The organism is Actinomyces oris (assembly GCF_001929375.1).
Taxonomy (GTDB): Bacteria; Actinomycetota; Actinomycetes; order Actinomycetales; family Actinomycetaceae; genus Actinomyces; species Actinomyces oris_B.
This window is the reverse complement of sequence record NZ_MSGO01000042.1, coordinates 26,005-47,836: the sequence shown is the minus strand read 5'-3', so window position 1 is coordinate 47,836 and position 21,832 is coordinate 26,005. Positions and strand designations below refer to the sequence as shown.

At 68.8% G+C, this 21,832-nt stretch carries 15 protein-coding genes; 13 read left to right on the top strand and 2 right to left on the bottom strand.

The features are described from left to right. Positions 1-268 precede the first annotated feature (268 nt). The 3 genes from BKH32_RS10510 to rplL all read left to right on the top strand — a co-directional run bounded on the left by BKH32_RS10510 (position 269) and on the right by rplL (position 1,998). Complete coding sequence (locus BKH32_RS10510; protein ID WP_075249993.1) at positions 269-751, top strand: DUF6912 family protein; 483 nt, start codon at positions 269-271, stop codon at positions 749-751. 272 nt (positions 752-1,023) lie between these two features. Then, entirely contained in the window at positions 1,024-1,545 is a 522-nt protein-coding gene (rplJ, locus tag BKH32_RS10505) for a 50S ribosomal protein L10 (RefSeq protein ID WP_075249992.1), read from the top strand. A gap of 63 nt (positions 1,546-1,608) precedes the next feature. Further along, positions 1,609-1,998, top strand: coding sequence for a 50S ribosomal protein L7/L12 (gene rplL / locus BKH32_RS10500; protein WP_009747839.1), 390 nt, complete (start codon positions 1,609-1,611; stop codon positions 1,996-1,998). Between the two features lie 317 nt (positions 1,999-2,315). Here the strand turns inward: rplL and BKH32_RS10495 are convergent, their stop codons facing one another. Further along, positions 2,316-3,437 carry a hypothetical protein gene (locus BKH32_RS10495; protein WP_075249991.1) on the bottom strand — a complete coding sequence of 374 codons (1,122 nt, stop codon included), beginning with the start codon at positions 3,435-3,437 and terminating at the stop codon, positions 2,316-2,318. Between the two features lie 796 nt (positions 3,438-4,233). Between BKH32_RS10495 and rpoB the strand changes: the two genes are divergently transcribed. Together rpoB and BKH32_RS10485 are read left to right on the top strand one after the other, a co-directional pair. Further along, positions 4,234-7,755: a DNA-directed RNA polymerase subunit beta gene (gene rpoB, locus BKH32_RS10490; protein WP_075249990.1), complete on the top strand. Its 3,522-nt coding sequence runs from the start codon at positions 4,234-4,236 to the stop codon at positions 7,753-7,755. Positions 7,756-7,935: 180 nt separating this feature from the next. Then, positions 7,936-11,889: a DNA-directed RNA polymerase subunit beta' gene (locus tag BKH32_RS10485; RefSeq protein WP_075249989.1), complete on the top strand. Its 3,954-nt coding sequence runs from the start codon at positions 7,936-7,938 to the stop codon at positions 11,887-11,889. Positions 11,890-11,999: 110 nt separating this feature from the next. Here BKH32_RS10485 and BKH32_RS10480 read toward each other — a convergent pair whose 3' ends face one another. Then, positions 12,000-12,956 carry a DUF4862 family protein gene (locus tag BKH32_RS10480; RefSeq protein WP_075249988.1) on the bottom strand — a complete coding sequence of 319 codons (957 nt, stop codon included), beginning with the start codon at positions 12,954-12,956 and terminating at the stop codon, positions 12,000-12,002. A gap of 148 nt (positions 12,957-13,104) precedes the next feature. Here BKH32_RS10480 and BKH32_RS10475 point away from each other — a divergent pair, with 148 nt between their 5' ends. From BKH32_RS10475 to BKH32_RS10440, 8 genes are all read left to right on the top strand, one after another. After that, positions 13,105-15,555, top strand: coding sequence for a sialidase family protein (locus BKH32_RS10475; RefSeq protein WP_075249987.1), 2,451 nt, complete (start codon positions 13,105-13,107; stop codon positions 15,553-15,555). 75 nt (positions 15,556-15,630) lie between these two features. Continuing rightward, a complete protein-coding gene (locus BKH32_RS10470) occupies positions 15,631-17,865 on the top strand; it encodes a beta-galactosidase (protein ID WP_075249986.1) in 2,235 nt (744 codons plus the stop codon). A 298-nt stretch (positions 17,866-18,163) separates the two neighbouring features. Further along, the gene (locus tag BKH32_RS10465; protein WP_256691631.1) at positions 18,164-18,604 is read left to right on the top strand and encodes a hypothetical protein; all 441 of its coding nucleotides are present in this window, start codon (positions 18,164-18,166) and stop codon (positions 18,602-18,604) included. Between the two features lie 131 nt (positions 18,605-18,735). Continuing rightward, positions 18,736-18,936 (top strand): Beta-galactosidase C-terminal domain, encoded by a 201-nt coding sequence (locus BKH32_RS10460; RefSeq protein WP_075249984.1) that lies wholly within the window; start codon positions 18,736-18,738, stop codon positions 18,934-18,936. A gap of 133 nt (positions 18,937-19,069) precedes the next feature. Next, positions 19,070-19,579, top strand: a complete 510-nt coding sequence (locus BKH32_RS10455) for a hypothetical protein (protein ID WP_075249983.1) — start codon at positions 19,070-19,072, stop codon at positions 19,577-19,579. Positions 19,580-19,731: 152 nt separating this feature from the next. Continuing rightward, positions 19,732-20,559: a hypothetical protein gene (locus tag BKH32_RS10450; protein WP_075249982.1), complete on the top strand. Its 828-nt coding sequence runs from the start codon at positions 19,732-19,734 to the stop codon at positions 20,557-20,559. 72 nt (positions 20,560-20,631) lie between these two features. After that, positions 20,632-21,219 (top strand): hypothetical protein, encoded by a 588-nt coding sequence (locus BKH32_RS10445; RefSeq protein ID WP_256691628.1) that lies wholly within the window; start codon positions 20,632-20,634, stop codon positions 21,217-21,219. 97 nt (positions 21,220-21,316) lie between these two features. Then, the gene (locus BKH32_RS10440) at positions 21,317-21,829 is read left to right on the top strand and encodes a hypothetical protein (protein WP_075249981.1); all 513 of its coding nucleotides are present in this window, start codon (positions 21,317-21,319) and stop codon (positions 21,827-21,829) included. Positions 21,830-21,832 lie beyond the last annotated feature (3 nt).

The following is a 21,832-nucleotide window of genomic DNA, read 5'->3' as shown; positions in this document are numbered from 1 at the left end:
GGCCCTGGGCTGCGCGGTGGCCCGGCGCGCGGGCGGCTCCGGGCACAGGAGCGCCCCCAGGGGTGGCGCAAGGGCCGCAGGCCGGCCGCGCCCCGGGCGGGGGCGATCATCGGGGCTCGGGCGGCCCTCCGCCGGTGCCGCCGGGAGCCGGGCGACACCGCTACTGAGACCGGGCGCGCGCGAGCGGTGCCGTGCGCGCAGACACCGTGCGCGCTGACACCGTGCGCTTCGGGGGAGGTCGAGTGCGGTGGTAGGGCAGACTGGGCGCATGCGCATCTACCTGCCCGCCACCGCCGCCCACCTGCGTGCGAGCGTCCTGGGCTCCTCGCACCAGCCGCTCACGGCTCACGCCGCCACCCCCGCTCTCGCCCAGGCCCTGCCCGAGGAGGATGAGGAGGGGCTGGAGGTCTCCGCCTCACTGTGCGCCGCCGACGCCTCTGTCGTCCTGCTGGCCGAGCCCGAGGCCGCGGGTCTGGCTGACCGGCGTATCGTCATCGCGGCCGACGTCGATGGCGACAACGTGCGCGAGCTTCCCGTGGAGGGCGATGTCCTGCCCGGCACGATCGAGGTCTCCGGTGAGATCACCTGGGAGGATGTCGCCGCCCTGCTCGTGGACGAGGCCGAGGCCGAGGCCGATGTGCGAGCCGCCAGACTCGGCGACGAGGACGCCTTCGAGCGTGCCGCCGAGGCCGACCTGCTCTGGTACGACGTCACGGAGCGGGAGGCACTGGCCGAGAGCCTCGGAGTCTGAACACTGCCGGGGGCGCTTCCGGCGAGCGCTCGCGGCGACGTGACCAGTTCCACGGCCGCCTGCCTTGCGCGGCGGGGCCCGCTGCCGGGTATGGTGCTCTCTGCCAAAGACCGCAGGTCGCCCGCTCCGGCGGGACCAAGTCCACGTCAGGTGGAGCCGGCGCAGGTGAGAACGAGACTTCTTCGGGCGTGCCCGAATTCGAGCCCCGTGCCCACCGGCGCGGGGCTTTTCCAGTGAATGGACCCCTGCGGCATACCACGGAAGGAGGGCCCATGGCACGGCCTGACAAGGAAGCAGCCGTTGCTGCGCTGGCGGACAAGTTCCGCCAGGCTGACGCGGTCCTGCTGACTGAGTACCGGGGACTGAGCGTCGCCCAGCTCAAGGAGCTGCGTCGTTCCCTCGCCGGTAACGCCGAGTACACCGTGGTGAAGAACACGCTTGCTGCGATCGCTGCCCGCCAGGTCGGGCTCGAGGGCTTCGCCGACGACCTCACGGGCCCCTCCGCCCTGACGTTCGTCACCGGTGAGCCGGTCGAGGCCGCCAAGGCTCTGCGTGACTTCGCCAAGGACAACCAGCAGCTCGTCATCAAGGGCGGTGTCATGGACGGCGCCGTGCTGTCCGCCGACGGCGTTGACAAGCTTGCCTCTCTCGAGTCCCGTGAGGTGCTGCTCGCCAAGACCGCGGGCGCCATCAAGGCGTCCCTGTCCAAGGCTGCGTACCTCTTCGCCGCACCGGCCTCCAAGGCCGTGCGCACCGTCGACGCCCTGCGCGAGAAGCAGGAGACCGCGGCCTGAGGCCGCACGCGTCATCCACCAACCCTGCGCGCGCAGGAACCTGATAAGGAAGGAACGCCCATCATGGCGAAGCTGACCACCGAAGAGCTCATCGAGCAGTTCAAGGAGCTCACCCTCATCGAGCTGTCCGAGTTCGTCAAGGCCTTCGAGGAGACCTTCGACGTTACCGCCGCCGCTCCGGCCGCCGTGGCCGTTGCCGCCGCCCCCGGCGCTGCCGGTGGCGACGCCGCTGCCGAGGAGAAGGACGAGTTCGACGTCATTCTCGAGGCCGCCGGCGACAAGAAGATCCAGGTCATCAAGGAGGTGCGCGCCCTGACCTCCCTCGGCCTGAAGGAGGCCAAGGAGCTCGTCGACGGCGCTCCCAAGCCCGTCCTCGAGGGCGCCAACAAGGAGGCCGCCGAGAAGGCCAAGGAGCAGCTCGAGGGCGCCGGCGCCACCGTCACCCTCAAGTGAGTCTCTCCCCGCTGCCTGAGGCGGCCTGAGGGGCGCCGACGGCTGGGGAGGTCCAGCTTCACCGGGTCCCGTCCACCATGAGGTGGGCGGGACCCGGTCGTGTTCCGAGGAGCCCGGGCGCTGTCCGACGTTGGAGCGCTTCGGCGCGTCGTCGGGCTCGAGGACGTACATGTGCGTCGAGGACTGCGATATCCCGCAGATGACTGAGGTTCGCCCCCAGTGATTTGGGGGAGAACGCAGTCGCCGAGCCGGAAGTACGTCCCCGACGCCGGTGGGTGCGGTTGATGAGCCAGAAGACGACGCCGGGAGCCGTGATCTCACGGGACCAGCACTCCGGGCGGGCACTCGCCCCACAGCCCGCCACCTTGAAGCCCGGCCACCGGCGAGAGACGGGAGACCACCTCCAGGGGGAACATCGACAGCAGCCGGTCGGCCTGGGTGCGCATGTCCCCGAGCGACGACCACGTCACCCGGAAGAACCTCCACCCCAGCGACTCGAGCTCGTCCTGGCGGAGCTTCTCGAGGAAGACGTCCTCCTCGCTGTGGTACTTGGCGCGACCGTCGAACTCCGCCACGACACGGTGATCGGGCCAGCCCAGGTCCAGGAACCGGTCCTTCGACAGCCCCGGAACCGGGTACTGGGCAACGGCCTCGGGCAGCCCCACCACGAGCGTCATCCACCGCAGCACACTCTCCCCGGGCGAAACCGCCCAAGGGGTGGCGGCGGCGAGTACCGCCCGCGCCTGCGCTATCCCTCGCCGCCCCCGATGGCGTGCGATGAGCTCCTCCCAGCAGGCGTGAGCCGAGCTCAGCCGCGTGGCGCAGGAGCCACGGTGCCACGGATCAGGTCGGCAGTGCCGGTTCAGGGCCGCATCTGCGATGGAGAGCGCGTTGTGCGGGGGCTCGTCGCAGGCGCAGTCGAAGGCGGTGCGCAGCACGGACGTGACGGGAACTCCCCCGACCACCTCGATCTCCTCGTCCCGCAGCCGAAGCCTGCGACGATGCATTCGGATCGGAGCGGCCTCGGCGGGCGTCTCCTCGATGGGGGCCGGTATCCCCGATGATGGGTACCGGAACGCGGGCAGTGTCGTCGTGGTCAGGCGCGGGTGGCCGGAGACGGCGAGGTAGACATCCGGCTCGCCTGTCCACATCGCCAGCCCGTGAATCAGGGCGGCCGATGTGTGAGACAGGCAGGTGGCGGAGGGCAGGAGCTGTTGGGCGGCGATCGCTCGCGCCAGAGACACCATGAACCGTTGCTCCCAGCGTCGTCCGCCCGGGACTGGGCGCAGGTAGGCGCCCGGCATGAGTCGTAGCAGACCAGGATCGCGTGATGGCTGGAAGCGCTTGCGGCGGCCCGAGTAGATGATGGTCGGCCGGAGGCGCGCCGGGACCGGGCAGATGGGGGTGGGGCGGCTGGCAGTGGTGGCGAGGGGGCTCATGCAGCGAGTCTTCTCAAGAGGAACGGGGCATGACGAGCGCAGATCTCCGTGGCTGTGGGGTCGGCGGCGTCTGACCGAAGGAGGCCTTCGCTGTGGCTCCCGGGGTGGCCGCTGGTCTTCGGAGTCCTGGTCGAAGGGGAGGGGGCGATGCGCTCGTCGCGACGGCGTCGGGCTCGGGGCGGTGGTCGTTCTCGGGCTGGGACGGCCGGCCGGTGGACGTTCCGGTGGGGATCGGGGACGTACATGTGCGTCGAGGACTGCGATGTCCTCCAGACGACTGAGGTCCGCCCCCAGTGGTCTGGGGGAGAACGCAGTCGCCGATCGGAAAGTACGTCCCCGACGTCGGCAAAGGCGCCAGCCGGGGGAACGGGGCAGGTCGGGCGGGCGCAGAGGCTGCGGGGGCCGGGTACGTGCAGGGCTGTCGGGGCAGGGGGGGCGGCTGGCCGGGCGTGCTGCAGGGGCTGGGCGTGCCGGGTGCGATCCGGCCGGTAGCCGCTCAGAGGACGGCGCCCACTGAGGGACTCAGGTCACGCGGCGGACACGGGTGGGGCAGTATGCGCGACTGTGGTGGGAATCGCAAGGATCTGGTGGGGATCGGCGTGGAGTCCTTGACGTGGGCCGTGTACGCTAGCGCTTTGCGTGCATTGTGTGTATTGGTGCGAGGAGTATCTGCCCTCCGCACGGGTTCCGGCCCGTCGGAACCCTGGCGGGCGTGATCCCGGCAACGGAGATTCTACTCAACCCGGTGCTCGCGGTGTGCGTTGTGTGATCCCCGATCTGAGGGAAGGATCCCCCTTTGGCTGCCTCGCGCACCTCCGCACCCACTGCTGCTGACATCGCCGCCCGTACCGCGTCGCGTCGTATCAACTTTGCCAAGATCGCCGAGCCCATGCAGGCTCCGAATCTGCTTGCCCTTCAGACCGAGAGCTTCGACTGGCTCGTCGGTAACGAGAGGTGGCGCGAGCGGATGATCGCCGCCAACAAGGCGCACCCGGGCTCCCTGCCCGAGACCTCCGGTCTGGAGGAGATCTTCGACGAGATCTCCCCGATCGAGGACTTCGGGGAGACCATGGCCCTGTCCTTCCACGACCACCGCTTCGAGGAGCCGAAGTACACGGCCGAGGAGTGCCAGGAGAAGGACCTCACCTACTCCGCCCCCCTCTACGTGGTGGCGGACTTCGAGAACTTCTCCACCGGTGAGATCAAGTCCCAGACGGTCTTCATGGGCGACTTCCCGCTCATGACCGACAAGGGCACCTTCATCGTCAACGGCTCCGAGCGCGTCGTCGTCTCCCAGCTCGTGCGCTCGCCGGGCGTGTACTTCGAGCGCACCACCGAGAAGGCCACGGACAAGTACGTCTACAACGTCAAGTTCATCCCCTCGCGCGGCGCCTGGCTTGAGTTCGAGATCGACAAGTCCGACCGCGTCGCGGTGCGCATCGACCGCAAGCGCAAGCAGGACGTCACCGTCTTCCTGCTGGCCCTGGGCATGGACGAGTCGGAGATCCGCAAGGAGTTCGCCGACTTCCCGGCCCTGACCTCCGCCCTGGACGAGGACCGCAAGATCACCACCCAGGACGAGGCGCTCCTGGACATCTACAAGAAGATCCGCCCCGGCGAGCCGCCGAGCGTCGAGGCCGGGCGCACCCTGCTGGAGAACTTCTACTTCAACCCCAAGCGCTACGACCTGGCCAAGGTCGGCCGCTACAAGATCAACAAGAAGCTGGGCCTGGCCTCGGACCTGACCGAGTCCACCCTGCGCATCGAGGACATCGTCGCGGCCCTGCGCTACCTGCTGGCCCTGCACTCCGGCGCCGAGACCGTCGAGGGCGTGCGCGACGGCGAGATCACCGAGATCGCCGTCGAGTACGACGACATCGACCACCTGGGCAACCGCCGCATCCGTGCGGTGGGCGAGCTCATCCAGGCGCAGGTGCGCACCGGTATGAGCCGTATGGAGCGCCAGGTGCGCGAGCGCATGACCACCCAGGACGTCGAGGCCATCACGCCGAACACCCTCATCAACATCCGGCCCGTGACGGCCGCGATCAAGGAGTTCTTCGGCACCTCCCAGCTCAGCCAGTTCATGGACCAGAACAACCCGCTGGCGGGCCTGACCCACAAGCGCCGCCTGAGCGCCCTGGGCCCCGGCGGTCTGTCCCGTGAGCGCGCCTCCATGGAGGTCCGCGACGTCCACACCTCGCACTACGGGCGCATGTGCCCCATCGAGTCCCCCGAGGGCCCCAACATCGGCCTCATCGGCTCGCTGGCGACCTTCGGGCGCATCAACCCCTTCGGCTTCGTCGAGACCCCCTACCGCGTCGTCGTCGACGGCCGGGTCACCGACGAGACCCACTACCTGACGGCCGACGACGAGGACCGCCACGTCATCGCCCAGGCCAACGTCACCCTCACCGAGGACGGCCACTTCGCCGAGGACCACGTCCTGTGCCGCGTCACCGGCGGTGAGCCGGCCCTCGTGCCCTCCTCGCAGGTGGACCTCATGGACGTCTCCCCGCGCCAGATGGTGTCGGTGGGTACCTCCCTCATCCCCTTCCTCGAGCACGACGACGCCAACCGTGCCCTCATGGGAGCCAACATGCAGCGCCAGGCCGTGCCGCTCATCCGCCCCGACGCCCCGCTGGTGGGCACGGGCATGGAGCGGCGCACCGCCGTCGACGCCGGTGACGTCCTCGTGGCCGACAAGGCCGGTGTCGTCACCGAGGTCTGCGCGGACTTCGTGCGCGTGGCCAACGACGACGGCACCGAGATCGTCTACAAGGTCGCCAAGTTCCGCCGCTCCAACCAGGGCAACTGCTACAACCAGCGGGTCGTGGCCACCGAGGGCGAGCGCGTCGAGGTCGGCACGGTCCTGGCCGACGGCCCCGCCACCAACGAGGGCGACCTGGCCCTGGGCCAGAACCTCCTGGTCGCCTTCATGACCTGGGAGGGCCTCAACTACGAGGACGCCATCGTCATCTCCCAGCGCGTGGTCGCCGAGGATATGCTCACCTCGATCCACATCGAGGAGCACGAGGTCGACGCCCGCGACACCAAGCTGGGCGCCGAGGAGATCACCCGCGACATCCCCAACGTCAGCGAGGAGACCCTGGCCAACCTCGACGAGCGCGGCATCATCCGCATCGGCGCCGAGGTCCGCAGCGGCGACATCCTCGTGGGCAAGGTGACCCCCAAGGGGGAGACCGAGCTGACCAGCGAGGAGCGCCTCCTGCGCGCCATCTTCGGCGAGAAGGCCCGCGAGGTGCGCGACACCTCCCTGCGCGTGCCCCACGGGGAGTACGGCATCGTCACCGGCGTGCGCGAGATCGACGCCGCCTCCGACGACGCCGAGCTGCCCGCGGGCGTCAACCGCATGGTGCGCGTCTACATCGCCCAGCGCCGCAAGATCACCGTGGGTGACAAGCTCTCCGGCCGCCACGGCAACAAGGGCGTCATCTCCAAGATCCTGCCCGTGGAGGACATGCCCTTCCTGGCCGACGGCACCCCGGTCGACGTCATCCTCAACCCGCTGGGCGTGCCCAGCCGTATGAACGTCGGTCAGGTCCTCGAGCTGCACCTGGGATGGGTCGCCTCCCGCGGCTGGGACGCCACCGCCGCCCGCGAGGCCGGCGAGGCCTGGACCGCCAACCTGCCCGAGAACGGCATCAAGGCCGAGCCCCGCACGCCCGTGGCCACGCCCGTCTTCGACGGCGTACGGGACAACGAGCTCATGGGGCTGCTGGGCTCCACGCTGCCGACCCCCGACGGCCTGCAGCTGGTCGAGCCCAACGGCAAGGCCCGCCTGTTCGACGGCCGCTCCGGCGAGCCCTTCCCGTACCCCATCTCGGTGGGCTACATGTACATCCTCAAGCTCCACCACCTCGTGGACGACAAGATCCACGCCCGCTCCACGGGTCCGTACTCCATGATCACCCAGCAGCCGCTGGGTGGTAAGGCCCAGTTCGGTGGTCAGCGCTTCGGTGAGATGGAGGTGTGGGCCATGGAGGCGTACGGCGCCGCTCACGCCCTCCAGGAGCTCCTCACCGTCAAGTCCGACGACGTCAACGGCCGTGTCAAGGTCTACGAGGCCATCGTCAAGGGCGAGGACATCCCCGAGCCCGGCATCCCCGAGTCCTTCAAGGTGCTCATGAAGGAGATGCAGTCGCTGTGCCTGAACGTCGAGGCCCTGGACGCCGAGGGCGTCGCCATCGCCCTGGACGACACCGACGACGACGGCTCGCGCGCCGTCGATGAGCTCGGCTTCGACCTGGGCCGGCGTCCGGGCGGGGCCATGGCCTCCACGGTTGACGAGATCTGAGTGGCCACCGCCTGGTGACGACTTCGTGACAACTTCATCGAGCCCCGGTTGAGGGCGGGTGGCCCAGCCGCCGCTCGCCCTCCCACCAGGCTCGCAGGCGCCGTCGGAGTCATGGAACAACGACGACGGAACGCCCCCAGACCACCACCTGATGAGATTTCACCATCGGAAGTAGGAACTGTGCTCGACGCCAACGTGTTCGACAGGATCCAGCTCGGCCTCGCCACCGCGGAGGACATTCGCTCGTGGTCCCACGGCGAGGTCAAGAAGCCCGAGACCATCAACTACCGCACCCTCAAGCCTGAGAAGGACGGCCTCTTCTGCGAGAAGATCTTCGGCCCCACCCGGGACTGGGAGTGCGCCTGCGGCAAGTACAAGCGCGTGCGCTACAAGGGGATCGTCTGCGAGCGCTGCGGAGTCGAGGTCACTCGCTCCAAGGTGCGTCGCGAGCGCATGGCCCACATCAAGCTCGCCGCGCCGGTCACCCACATCTGGTACTTCAAGGGCGTCCCCTCGCGCCTGGGCTACCTGCTCAACCTCGCGCCCAAGGACCTGGAGAAGGTCATCTACTTCGCGGCCTACATGGTCACCGAGGTGGACGAGGAGGGCCGTCACGACGACCTGCCCTCGCTGCGCAACGAGCTGGAGGTCAAGAAGAAGCACCTCGAGGAGTCCGGCCAGGCCGAGGTCGAGGCGCGCCAGCAGCGCCTCGAGGAGGACCTCGCCCAGCTCGAGTCCGAGGGCGCCGAGGCCTCCCAGCGCGACAAGCTCCGCAAGACCGCCGAGCGCGAGATCACGGCCATGCGCCGCCGCAACCAGCGCGCCCTGGAGCACATGGACAAGGTGTGGGACCGCTTCGTGAGCCTCAAGGTCGGTGACCTGGAGGGTGACGAGGTCCTCTACCGCGACATGGTCGCCGACTACGGCATCTACTTCAAGGGCTCCATGGGCGCCGAGGCCATCCAGGCCCGCCTGCGCAGCTTCGACCTCGAGGCCGAGGCCTCCGCCCTGGCCGAGATCGTCGAGAACGGCACCGGCCAGCGCAAGACCCGCGCCATCAAGCGCCTCAAGGTCGTCAACGCCTTCCGCATGACCGGCACCGCCCCGGAGTCGATGGTCCTGGACAACATCCCGGTCATCCCGCCGGACCTGCGCCCCATGGTCCAGCTCGACGGCGGCCGCTTCGCCACGTCCGACCTCAACGACCTCTACCGTCGCGTCATCAACCGCAACAACCGCCTCAAGCGGCTCATGGACCTGGGCGCCCCGACGATCATCGTCAACAACGAGAAGCGCATGCTTCAGGACGCCGTCGACGCCCTGTTCGACAACGGCCGACGCGGCCGCCCGGTCACCGGCGTGGGCAACCGCCCGCTGAAGTCCCTGTCCGACATGCTCAAGGGCAAGCAGGGCCGCTTCCGTCAGAACCTGCTGGGCAAGCGCGTGGACTACTCGGGCCGTAGCGTCATCGTCGTCGGCCCCCAGCTCAAGCTCCACCAGTGCGGTCTGCCCAGCCAGATGGCCCTGGAGCTGTTCAAGCCCTTCGTCATGAAGCGGCTCGTCGAGCTCAAGGAGGCCCAGAACGTCAAGGCCGCCAAGCGCATGGTCGAGCGCGCCAACCCCAAGGTCTGGGACGTCCTGGCCGAGGTCATCCGCGAGCACCCCGTGCTGCTCAACCGCGCCCCCACCCTGCACCGCCTGGGCATCCAGGCCTTCGAGCCCCAGCTCATCGAGGGCAAGGCCATCCAGCTGCACCCGCTCGTGTGCGGCGCCTTCAACGCCGACTTCGACGGCGACCAGATGGCCGTCCACCTGCCGCTGGGCGCCGAGGCGCAGGCCGAGGCCCGCATCCTCATGCTGTCCTCGAACAACATCCTCAAGCCCTCCGACGGGCGCCCCGTGACCATGCCCAGCCAGGACATGATCATCGGCACCTACTACCTCACCTCCGACCCCGACCCGGCGGTCGAGGTCGAGCGCGACGCCGAGGGCAATGAGGTCGTCCCGGCCTTCTCCTCCTTCGCGGAGGCGGTCATGGCCTACGACTTCGGCAAGCTCCACGTCAACGCCGCCTGCGACATCCGCTTCGAGGAGGGCATCGCCGCGCCCGAGGGCTGGCAGCCGCCCGAGGGCTGGAGCGAGGGGGACGCGATCACCCTGCGCACCTCGCTGGGCCGGGCCCTGTTCAACACCTCCCTGCCCGAGACCTTCCCCTACGTCAACTACGTCGTGGACAAGAAGCAGCTGGGCAACATCGTCAACGCCCTGGCGGAGAACTACTCGCGCGTCGAGGTCGCCGCCTCCCTGGACGCCCTCAAGGCCAACGGCTTCTACTGGTCCACCTGGTCCGGTATCACCGTCGCCTTCGCCGACGTCGTCTCCCCGGAGGCCAAGCAGGAGATCCTCGTGCGCTACGAGAACGAGGCCGCCGAGATCGAGGAGCAGTTCGAGCTCGGTGCCCTCACCGAGGACGACCGCTACGCCTCGCTCATCGACATCTGGACCAAGGCCACCGCCGAGGTCGCCGAGGCGATGCGCGAGAACTTCCCGCAGCGCAACACCGTCTACCAGATGGTGGTCTCCGGGGCCCGAGGCAACTGGGACCAGATCCGCCAGCTCGCCGGTATGCGTGGACTGGTGGCCGACCCCAAGCAGCGCCTCATCGAGCGCCCGATCAAGTCGAACTACCGCGAGGGCCTGAGCGTCCTGGAGTACTTCATCGCCACCCACGGCGCCCGTAAGGGCCTGGCGGACACGGCGCTGCGTACCGCCGACTCCGGCTACCTCACGCGACGTCTGGTCGACGTCTCCCAGGACGTCATCGTCCGCGAGGACGACTGCGGCACCCGCAAGGGCCTGACCAAGCGGATCTTCTCCTGGATCGACGCCGGCGACGAGCGCCTCAAGGAGCCCTCGGAGATCCTGGGCACCACCGTGTTCGGCACCACCCTGGCGCGCGACGCCATCGACGCCGAGGGCAACCTCATCATCGAGGCCGGCGCCGACCTGGGCGACGCCGAGATCCGGGCCGCCATCGACGCGGGCATCGAGGAGATCACGGTGCGCTCCGTGCTCACCTGCGACTCCAACGTCGGCACCTGCGCCGCCTGCTACGGCCGCTCGCTGGCCACCGGTAAACGCGTCGACATCGGTGAGGCCGTCGGCATCATCGCCGCCCAGTCCATCGGTGAGCCCGGCACGCAGCTGACCATGCGTACCTTCCACACCGGTGGTGCGGCCGGCGCCGCCGACATCACCCAGGGGCTGCCCCGTGTGCAGGAGCTCTTCGAGGCCCGCACCCCCAAGGGCGAGGCCGCCGTGGCCGAGGCCGCCGGCACCCTCAAGATCGAGGACGACGCCGACGGCAAGCGCCTGGTCATCACCCGTGACGACGGCGAGGAGGACGTCATCGTCCCGGTCTCGCGCCGTCAGCGCCTGCTGGTGGGCGACGGCGACCACGTCGAGCCCGGCCAGGCCCTCACCGAGGGGCCGGTCGACCCCAAGAAGGTCCTGCGCCTGCGCTCGGTGGCCGCCACCCAGCGCCACCTCGTCGAGGAGGTCCAGGAGGTCTACCGCTCCCAGGGCGTGGACATCCACTCCAAGCACATCGAGGTCATCGTGCGCCAGATGCTGCGCCGCGTGACCGTGCTGGACTCCGGGGACACCCGCCTCCTCCAGGGAGACCTCGTGGACGTCATGCACTACCGCGCCGAGAACCGCCGGGTCATGGCCGAGGGCGGCAAGACCGCCACCGGCCGTACCGAGCTCATGGGAATCACCAAGGCCTCGCTGGCCACGGACTCCTGGCTGAGTGCCGCCTCCTTCCAGGAGACCACGCGCGTGCTCACCGAGGCCGCCATGAACGGCAAGTCCGACCCGCTGCTGGGCCTCAAGGAGAACGTCATCCTCGGTAAGCTCATCCCCGCCGGTACGGGCCTGGCCCGTTACTCGGACATCGAGGTCGAGCCCACCGAGGAGGTCAAGGCCGAGGTCTTCTCCCGCGTGGACCTGGGAGACGGCGTCTTCGGCGAGTCCGTCGCCCTGGACGACTTCCACTTCGGCGGGGACCTGCGTGCGGACTTCTCCGACGACTTCCGCACCGGCTTCTCCAGCAGTGAGGATGTCGAGTTCTGATCGAGCCCCCACCGGGCCCACGGGACCTGAGGCTCGCATAGCGTGCGGCCCGCTCCCCAGCAGGGGAGCGGGCCGCACGTCGTCAGAGGCCGGGTGCGGTGACGCGGGACTCAGGCGCTGAGCATGGTCTCGCGCAGGCGGCCGACCCAGGCGAGCTTGTCCTCCAGGGAGGCGCTCGCCGGAGTGTTGATCTTGAGGCCCTCGTAGACCTGGGCGCCGTCGGCGGCCCGCATCGTGGTGGCCACGCGCTCCGGGGTGAGCCAGCTGGTCGGCTCGTGCTCGGCCAGCGGCAGGTGCGCGTCGGCCCAGGCCCAGGCCCACTGCGTCTCCTCAGGCCCGGCGCCCGAGATCATGACGCCGCCCAGCAGACCCGCCTCGACGAGCTCGCGCACGTGGATCTCAGGGGTGGCCGGGTCGTGGGTCTCGATGACGGAGCGGCCCCAGTTGACGGTGATGAGCGCCGCGGTGTCCCGGCAGGCGGCGATCTCCTGGTCCAGCGGGAGGAAGGCCTTCTCGGAGGGGCCCACGCCGCCCTCGGCGTCGCAGTGCTCCACGATCATCCCCAGGCCGCGGGAGGCGAAGTCCTCGCTCAGCTCGCTCAAGGAGGCGTGGAAGGCCTCGGGGGTGGCCTGGTGGTGCGGCGCCGAGTGCAGCTCCACCCGGGTGACCAGCTGCTCGCCGGCGGCCTCGTGCAGGCGGTCGACGGCCTCCAGCAGGGTGCGGGTGTAGGCCAGCGCCTGAGCCCGTCCGTCGTCGTCGGGGGAGGCCAGCCCGAAGGCGGGGTCGGCCCCGGCGCGCCCCATGGTTCCCGGGATCGCGGTGACGACGCACTGGTGGAAGCGCCCGGCCAGCTGCTCGGCCAGCCACGGCTCGGGTGCGTCCAGGGCCTCCCGGAAGGGCAGCTCGATACCGTCGACCCAGCCGAGGTCGCCCAGGGCGGCGTACAGGGCGGCGGCCCCGCGGCGGTCCTCGTCGTCGGGCGGAAGCATGGGGTAGGCGCCGACGACGAAGGGCACGGTGCGGGTCTGGGCGGGTGTCTCAGTCCGATTCTCTGAGGTGGCGGACATGTGGTCTCCTTGAGGTTCAGGGATCGTGCTACAGTGCGCGATACGTCAGACATCATATGACTGGATGTGTGGTGGCGCACCGTCGCGCACGGCACGGCCGGTCGTGCAACGCCGGTGGAGAGCTGATGCCGGCACGAAGGACCTCCCCATGCTCTTCGATCTCACCGCATCCGAGACCTCCCCCCTGAGCCTCAGCGAGCAGGATGTCGCCGCCCTGGCCGCCTGCGGGCGCGGCACGATTCTTCTCGATGTCGCCGCCCGCGCCGACGCCACCCTCATCGCGCTCACCGGCACCAACGGACGGATCACGCTGTCGCTTCGCGCCGGCCGCCTCGACGGAGAGCAGGTCCTCGGTGCGGCGGGCCTGCCGGAGGAGGCCCCCGGAACAGGGGATGAGGGAGGGGCCCGGCGGCGGGTGCTCGACGCCGAGGACGCCCTGGGCCTGGACGACGGCCGCCCCCACACGATCGTCGTGACCGTCAACGAGACCGGCACCCACCTCTACGCCGACGGCTACGAGTGCTTCTCCACGACGCTGCCGGCCTTCCTCGCCCAGATAGGGCTGACCGACGTGCGCATCGACCCCGACGGGATCGCCACGGTCACCCGCCTGACCGCCTGGGACGAGCCGCTCAGCGACCGCGCCGTCATGGCCCAGTCCCTGGCCGCCACCCCGCTGGTCCAGTTCGCGGCCAGTGAGCTCTCCGCCCGCGACGCCCGCCGCACCGGCGCCCTGGCCACCGGCTCCATCCGGGCGCTGCTGCGCACCCGTGGTCGCGGTCAGGGCGGCACCATCATCGCCGCAAGCGGTCAGGGCGGCACCCTGCACCTCGACATCGACGCGGGAGGCCTGAGCTACCGGGTGCTCCCCGGTGAGGACTCACCCGAGGACGAGCCCCTCATCGAGGTGCGCGCCCCGGGCCACTGGGACGACGGGAACTGGCACGACGTCGTGGTCACCTCGGGGCGCGGAGCAGTGGAGATCCACGTCGACGGCTACCAGGTGGCCCTGGCCCCCGGCGGCGCCTTCCTGGCCGACATCGCGCCGGTGACCCGCGTCGTGGTGGGCGCGGACCTGGACGGCAGGCGCCTCTTCGGCGAGGCGCAGACCGCCATGATCTACGACGCCGCCCTCACCGACGCCCAGGTCAAGCGCCTGGCCGGGGCCGCCCCGCTGCCCACGCGCGCCCTGTTCGACACCGGCTACCACGGCGCCCGGTCCTACCGGATCCCCTCCCTGCTCACCCTGGACAGCGGCGTCATCCTGGCCGGCGCCGACCAGCGCGTCTCCATCCCCAACGACGCCCCCAACGACATCAACCTCGTCATGCGCCGCAGCCTGGATGGCGGGACCACCTGGGAGGAGATGCGCACCCTGATCAGCCTCCCGGGCACCGGGGCGCTGGGCGCCAGCCTCATCGACTCCGTCCTGGTCCAGGACCGCTCCACCGGGCGCGTCATCTGCCTGGTCGACCAGTTCCCCGGCGGTATCGGCCAGCCCAACGCGACCGTCGGCACCGGCTTCGATGCCCAGGGGCGCCGCGTGCTGCACAACCGCGACGGCGAGCTCTTCGCCGTCGAGCCCGACGGCAGCGTCCGCACCGCCGCAGGCGAGGCCACCGACTACCGCATCGTCGTCAGCGACGACGATGCCACCGGAGCCCGCGCCGGTGACGTGCTCCTGGCCGGCCGGGCGGTCGGCAGCATCTACCTGGCCCACGAGCAGGCCCCCGAGGGCTGCCTCTTCCAGCACCGCGGCTCCCACCTGCTCATGATCACCTCCGACGACGACGGCGCCACCTGGTCCGAGCCGCTCGACATCACCGCCCAGGTCAAGGCCGACTGGATGTGCTTCCTGGGCACCGGCCCCGGCAACGCCATCCAGCTGACCGCGCCGGAGCACGCCGGACGCATCCTCGCACCCGTCTACTACAGCCACGAGGCCGGCGGCACCGGTTGCCTGTCCTGCGCCGCCATCTACTCCGACGACGGCGGGGCCACCTGGACCCTGGGCACCTCACCCAATGACGGACGCGAGGTGCTGGGCGCCGTCGTCTCCTCCCGGGACCTGGCCGACGAGCGGGCCGGCCTGTACGAGTCCGTCCTCGTCGAAGGATCCGACGGCGCCGTGCACGTGTGGGCTCGCAACCAGCACCCCTCGGGGAGGGTCGCCCACGCCGTCTCCCACGACGGGGGCGTCACCTGGGGGGAGGTCGACTACGACGAGCAGCTCCCCGAGATCTTCTCCCAGCCCAACGCCATCGCCATCACCGGCCTGGAGCGCGCAGCGAGTGCAGGGGACGGAGGCGGCGATGGCGTCACTGACGGCGCTAAGGATACGGCCGGCCGGGGGATCGTCTTCGCCAACGCCTCCCGGATGCTGCCCTTCCGCGGCTGTGGCGTTCTGCGCCTGAGCCAGGACGACGGCGCCACCTGGCCCCACAACCGGGTCATCAACCCGCGCCACTACGTCTACCAGTGCATGGCCCAGCTGCCCAGCGGTGACATCGCCCTGCTGTGGGAGCGCGAGTGGCAGGGGCTCTTCCTGACCACCGTGCCGCTGGCCTGGCTGACGAGCTCGCGCTCGACCATCAGCTGAGCCCTCCCGACCCCGCCGACCCGGGCGCCCGCGGTGCACAGGGCGGGGGGGGGAGAGGTGGGGGAGAATCATCCCATGACGATCCCCTCGCCCTCAGCCTCCACGCCCCGGCCCGAGCAGGCACCGGGTGCCGCCGCGCCCCGCCGCGCCCCGCACGAGCTGCTGGGGCTGACCAGCCCCGCCTACGGCGGCGACTACAACCCCGAGCAGTGGGACGAGGCCACCTTCGCCGAGGACCTCGAGCTCATGGCCGAGGCCGGCGTCAACCTGGTCTCCTTAGGCATCTTCTCCTGGGCGCGCCTCGAGCCGCGCGAGGGCGTCTACGAGCTCGACCGGCTGGTGGAGATCGTGGGCCGCCTCCATGACGCCGGCATCGCCGTCGACCTGGCCACCGCCACCGCCTCCCCGCCCGCCTGGATGGCCACCGACCACCCCGAGTCCCTGCCGATAAACGCCGACGGCGTGCGCCTGGGCCTGGGCTCGCGCCAGCAGTACTGCCCCAGCTCCGCCGTCTACCGGGAGCGCTCCGCCGCCCTGGCCGCGGCGCTGGCCGAGCGCCTGGGAGAGCACCCGGGTGTCGTCATGTGGCACATCGGCAACGAGTACGGCTGCCACACCGCCGAGTGCTTCTGCCCCGCCTGCGCCCGGGCCTTCAGGGCCTGGCTCGCCGAGCACTACGGCGACGTCGAGCGCCTCAACGCCGCCTGGGGCACCGACTTCTGGTCCCAGCGCTATGCGAGCCTGGAGCAGGTCGCCCCGCCCGCCGCCATGCCCACCTTCCCCAACCCCGCCCAGATGCTGGACTGGAGGCGCTTCAGCGACCACCAGCTGCGCAGCCTCATGGAGACCGAGGCCCGCGTCCTGCGGGAGCGCTCGACACGGCCGGTGACCACCAACTTCATGGGCGACTTCCCTGCCACCGACTACTGGCGCTGGGCAGAGGCGCTCGATGTCATCTCCGACGACTCCTACCCCGACCCCGCCGACCCCGCCGCCGCCCACGAGGTCGCCTGGGCCGGTGACCTCATGCGGGGCCTGGCCGACGGGCGCCCCTGGATCCTCATGGAGCAGGCGCCCGGCGCCGTCCAGTGGCGCAGGCGCAACTCGCCCAAGCGTCCCGGCCAGCTCCTCCTGTGGTCCCTGGCCCGCGTGGCCCACGGCGCCGACGGCGTCCTGCAGTTCCAGTGGCGCCAGTCCCGCCAGGGCGCCGAGACCTTCCACTCCGGCATGGTCCCCCATGCCGGGCGCCACAGCCGCACCTGGGAGGAGACCGTGGCCACCGGGCGGGCGCTCCAACGGCTCGGGCCGGTCCTGGGGGAGCCGGTGCGGGCCGAGGCGGCCCTCGTCCTGGACTGGGAGAGTCAGTGGGCCCTGAGCACAGCCATCGGCCCGGTCGAGGTCGGCGAGCGCTTCGAGGCGGCTCGCGCCTGGCACCGCAGCCTGTGGGAGGCCGGGATCGCCACCGATATCGTCCCGGTGGGCCGGAGGCTGGACGGCTATCGCCTCATCGTCGTTCCCGCCGTGTTCATCGACCGCCCCGAGCTCGCCGGGCACCTGGAGCGGGCGGTCGCCGCGGGCGCCCAGGTCGTGGTGGCCGGCCCCACCGGGGTCGTCGACGCCAACGCGGGCGCTGTCCTGGGCGGCTACCTGGGAACCCTGCGGCCGTTGCTGGGGGTGCGGGTCACCGATCACGCCGCCCTGACCGGCCCGATCGGGCAGGGCGATCCCCGGGGCGAGCTCGTCAACCGCCTCAGCCGCGCCGTCGGGACTCCCGGCGCAGAGACCTGGACGGGACTGGAGGCCATCAGCGAGCCGCTGCGCCGCATCCTGGACCGGATGGGCACTCCCACCCCCGACTTGCGCGCCGGCGGCTGGGCCGAGGAGGTCCGTATCGACGGGGCGACCGAGGAGGCAGCCGAGAATACCCGGGCCGGGCGGGGCCGGCAGACGGTGGAGGTCGTCGCGGTCTTCGACGGCCGCGGTGGAGGAGCCGACCTGGCCGGGCGGCCCGCCATCACCAGACGGACCGCGGAAGGAGCAGGAGCAGGCTGGTACGTGGCCGCCGATCTCGACGTCCTCAGTCGGGCGGCACTGCTGACACTGGTGTGCGCGCACGCCCGGCTGCGACCCGTTGTCGCCGACCTGCCCGACGGCGTCGAGGCGCAGCGGCGTGGGGAGGTCCTCTTCCTGCTCAACCACGCCGACCGGGTCGCTGAGGTGTCCGGAGTCGTGGGCACCGACCTGCTGACCGGCCAGGCCTGCACGGGACATGTGATCCTGTCCCCACGCTCGGCGCTCGTGGTGCGTTAGAGCTCCCCCGACGCTGTTTCATGGGGAGGCCTTTCCATTCCTCGCAAGCCGAAGGAACGCCATACTCATGTCGTCGGCGCCGTTCAGGTTCGACGTGTCCTCACCTCCGAAAGAGCGTCCCATGTCTGTTTCCTCCTCCCCGTCGCTATCGCCTTTGCCTCCCGCAGGCTCTCAGGTCACTGTCTCGGAAGAAGGGGCGGGGGCCTCCCCTGACATGTCTGCGCAGCCCGCACCGGGAACAGCCGTCACCACGTCTCCTGAGCCCCGGCGTTCCCGGGCACTCTGGACGGGGATCGTCATGGTGGCCCTGGCCTGTGCGCTTCTGGGGGCGGGCTCGTACGCCTTCCTCGCCTCGATCCGTGTATTCGACGTGATCTTCCACGGGGCCGGGCTGATCAGCTGGCCGTCCGTCGCGGCGGTGGTGATCGGTGCCTTCCTGGCTTTCGTTGCTGTCGTCATCTCCATCGTCGCAGTGGTCAGGACCCGCCCCAGGACCATGGCGGCTGTCCTGGTCCTGGCGTCACTGGTTCTCCCCGCCGCCGCGATGGCGGCCGGCGGTCACTACGGCACCTCGGCGCTGAAGGACCACACGATGGATCAGGCTCTGGAGTACGCGGGGAAGGTGGAGCCCGAGCAGGTCGACACAGTACTTGGCAAGGTCGAGGACCTGGGAGTCCCGATTCCCTGGCGTGATGAGATCATCAAGACCATTCGTTCAGCCAAGGACGTCGTGTCGTAACGGTGCTGCCGTGCGAGGGGCTGTGGTCGTGAGGTTCTCGGAGGGACCTCGGGCTCCTCGTACCCACGGCATCGGTGGCGTGCCTCGTGGTCGTAGAGGCCCATCGGTCCCCTCGGGCAAGGAGCCTCATCGTGTCCCGTCCTCTCTCCCGTGGGCCGCAGCTCGACGACGACGCAGAGGCGGGCGTGGCCGCCGACCTGCCCGACGGCGTCGAGGCGCAGCGGCGTGGGGGGATCCTCTTCCTGCTCAACCACGCCGACCGGGCCGCTGAGGTGTCCGGAGTCGTGGGCACCGACCTGCTGACCGGCCAGGCCTGCACGGGACATGTCTGATGTCAATCAGTAGCAACGACAAAACGCGCCCGGTGGTGAGTCCTTGCCGGTAGGGAGGCCGTCACGGCCATTGAATGCGCAGCAGCTGCTCAACAGGACATCGCACGGAGGTGATGGCGTCTACACTGTCGCCATGACGATCCCCACTGACGTCCCTGAAGACTTGTCGCAGTACTACATGAACCAGTCGCCGACGGCACATCCCTATGCGTTCACGGAAGAGGCGGTGCCATCCTCACAACCGGTCGGGCGTCAACCCCTCCGCTCTCGAATGAACATGACGCCGGAGATCTCCCACAGCATCATCAAGGATGCTGTCATGATGATTCTGGGGGCCCTTGCCGGTGTGGGACTGTTCTACGCCGTGACCAGGTCCTTTGACGATCTGGCCGGCTATGCGGTCTTCTTCGGCTTGGGGGCTGGATTCCCCTTCGGGTGGCGCGCGCTATCGTTTATGAATTCTATCATTGCTTCACTTGGGTTCTCGTTCAGGTTCAGAGGCGATATCCTGGTGTTTTTGAATTTGCTCATCATTCTGCCGTTAATGCTGTATGCTGTCAAAGTTGGTTTGGCTGTGATAATTGGCGTTCCCGCACTAGTGTTCTCGGTTGCCAGGCACTTGTGGCGTGTATTCTTGAACTAGTCAACAGCCGTGGGCGCGACTGCGTGAAGATCGCTGGCCCATCAAGCAAGACAATGAGTGCTGCATGGGCGACGAAGCCCATGCCGATTGAGGAGGGGCTCCAATGAGTGAGCGGCTCTCGGAGTACGATCGTTTGGTTGAGGTAAAATGATATGAAGGAGATTCCTGAAGCCGCTGAGGCTCGTGATCCGGAGACCTCCGCGGACAGGCTTGAGCAGCTGGCGGATCTGTATCCCGAGCTGTACGCCCTCATCGTGATGAATCCTTCGTGCCCCCCGGCACTGCGCCAGTGGATCATCGAGGAACGGGGGTCCAAGGAGGCGGCGGAGGCGTGGAGCCGATATCAGGCCAGGCAGGCTGCCACCCAGACTATTCCTGTGCAGTCTCACCAGACCCGGGAGATGTCTCCGGTGCAGGCTTCGCCGCAGGGGGCGCAGCAAGCCCCTGTACGAGCGAAATCCGGCGCCAACTCGTCTTGCGGGGGGATGGCACTGGGCTGCCTCGTCATCTCAGTGGTTGTCATGGCGCTGATGTACGGTTGCATCCACGCCATTGATAAGCTCGGCTCCTCGAGTTCCAGGTCGGGTGCTAGCGCTACGTCGGACAAGAAGAGTCCGGCACCTGAGGGCGCGATTACTACGGATCTCTTTCAGACACCCTCGAAGAATATCGTGTGCGAGGTCAAGGACGGCCAACTGAACTGCTTCATCAATGAGCGCTTCTATGCTGAGAACGGCCAGCAGGACTGTGAAGAAACCCTGTTCGCCCTGAGCGTCGGCAACGGCGACGCTGCGGTGGCGTGCGGACTCGTTCTGGCCGGACATGAGGGTGAGAACATGCAAACCCTGGAGTATGGAACGACGGGTGAGAGCTCGGACGGGAACTATGCCTGTTCATCCAGTGAGGACGGCGTGAAGTGCTGGAATCAATGGACAGGAAAAGGTTTCACCTTGAACAGGAACTCTTATGGGCTCTTCTGACTATGGGGTTCGGAGTACTGACGGTGCAGCGTGGGCTGATTGCGCTGTTTTTGTTGTCGGGAGGCGTCGAGGATGAGCTTCCCCTCATTGTCTGAGCCGTCCGCCGGTTCTTCCTTGCAGATGCTTCAGAGAAGTTCATCCGGTGAGGCTGAGCCATCTTCAGCTGAGCTTTCGGTGAAGATCGCTCGGCGCAGCAGGGCGATGTCGGCCAGTATTCTGCTTACCGTTATCGGATGCTGCCTGCTCGGGTGGGGTGTCTACGCGTTCCTCACGTCGATCCATGTGTTCGCCATCGTGTTCGATGGTGCGCCTTTTGTCAGCTGGAAGGCGATCATCGCTGTGATTGCCGGGGCTCTGCTGGCATTCGTTGCCGTTGTCATGGCGATCATCGCGATTGTGAGATCCAGGCCGAAGGTACTTGCCGTGGTTGTCCTCCTGTGCGGCGTATTTCTACCCGCAATCGTGGCAGGCTCCGGCGGGTACGCGGGAGCTGAGGCGTTACGGAGGAACACCTTCACCGAGGCTCGGCACTATATGGGCGAGGTGCGCCCCGAGAGCGTCGATGCGGTCCTTGCCAAGGTTGAGGAGACGGGGATTCCTGTGCCCTGGCGGCACGATCTTGTCGCGCTGCTGCGCGAGAGCAAGGAAGGAGTCTCATAATCGTGTTCAAGATGGTGAAATGTGTCGCGGAACAAAGAACGCGATGGTATTGATCTGCTCTGGCGGCGTCGAGCAGATGAGAGGATGATGAGCGATCATGGCGCAGTTTCCCAAGGTTCCTAGTGCGGGATCCTGGTCGAAGCAGCCCTCCGCGGGGGACTTCAGCAGTACAGGTGGAGCGCCCTCACAGGCAGCTGCAACGCAGGGGGCGTCCGGCAGCCTCCGGTCGAGGGACGGCGATACGCGCAGTGGTATCGGATTCGGCTCCGGGACCGACGGCTCGACCTGGCGTTCCGAGAGCACCTCGATCCACGTGACCAAGGCCCCCGAAGGGCTCCTCTACGTCGCTTTGACAGCAGCCGTCATCGCGATCGCCTTGTCCGCATTATTCGAGTCCGTCGTGGTGGCCGGGATCGGCTGGGTGCTTGCGGTGCTGGTGGGACTGGGGACCGCCACGGTCTTCGTCGTTCAGAACGCCAAACGTCAGACAAGCCCATGGTATCTCTATTCTTCGCGCCCCCAGCTCCTGTACCGACTGTCGGTGCTGCTATGCTTCCTGGCCATTGTGGCCGCCTCTGTCAGAATCGCTTTGTTCGTGGGTAGGATGTGAGTG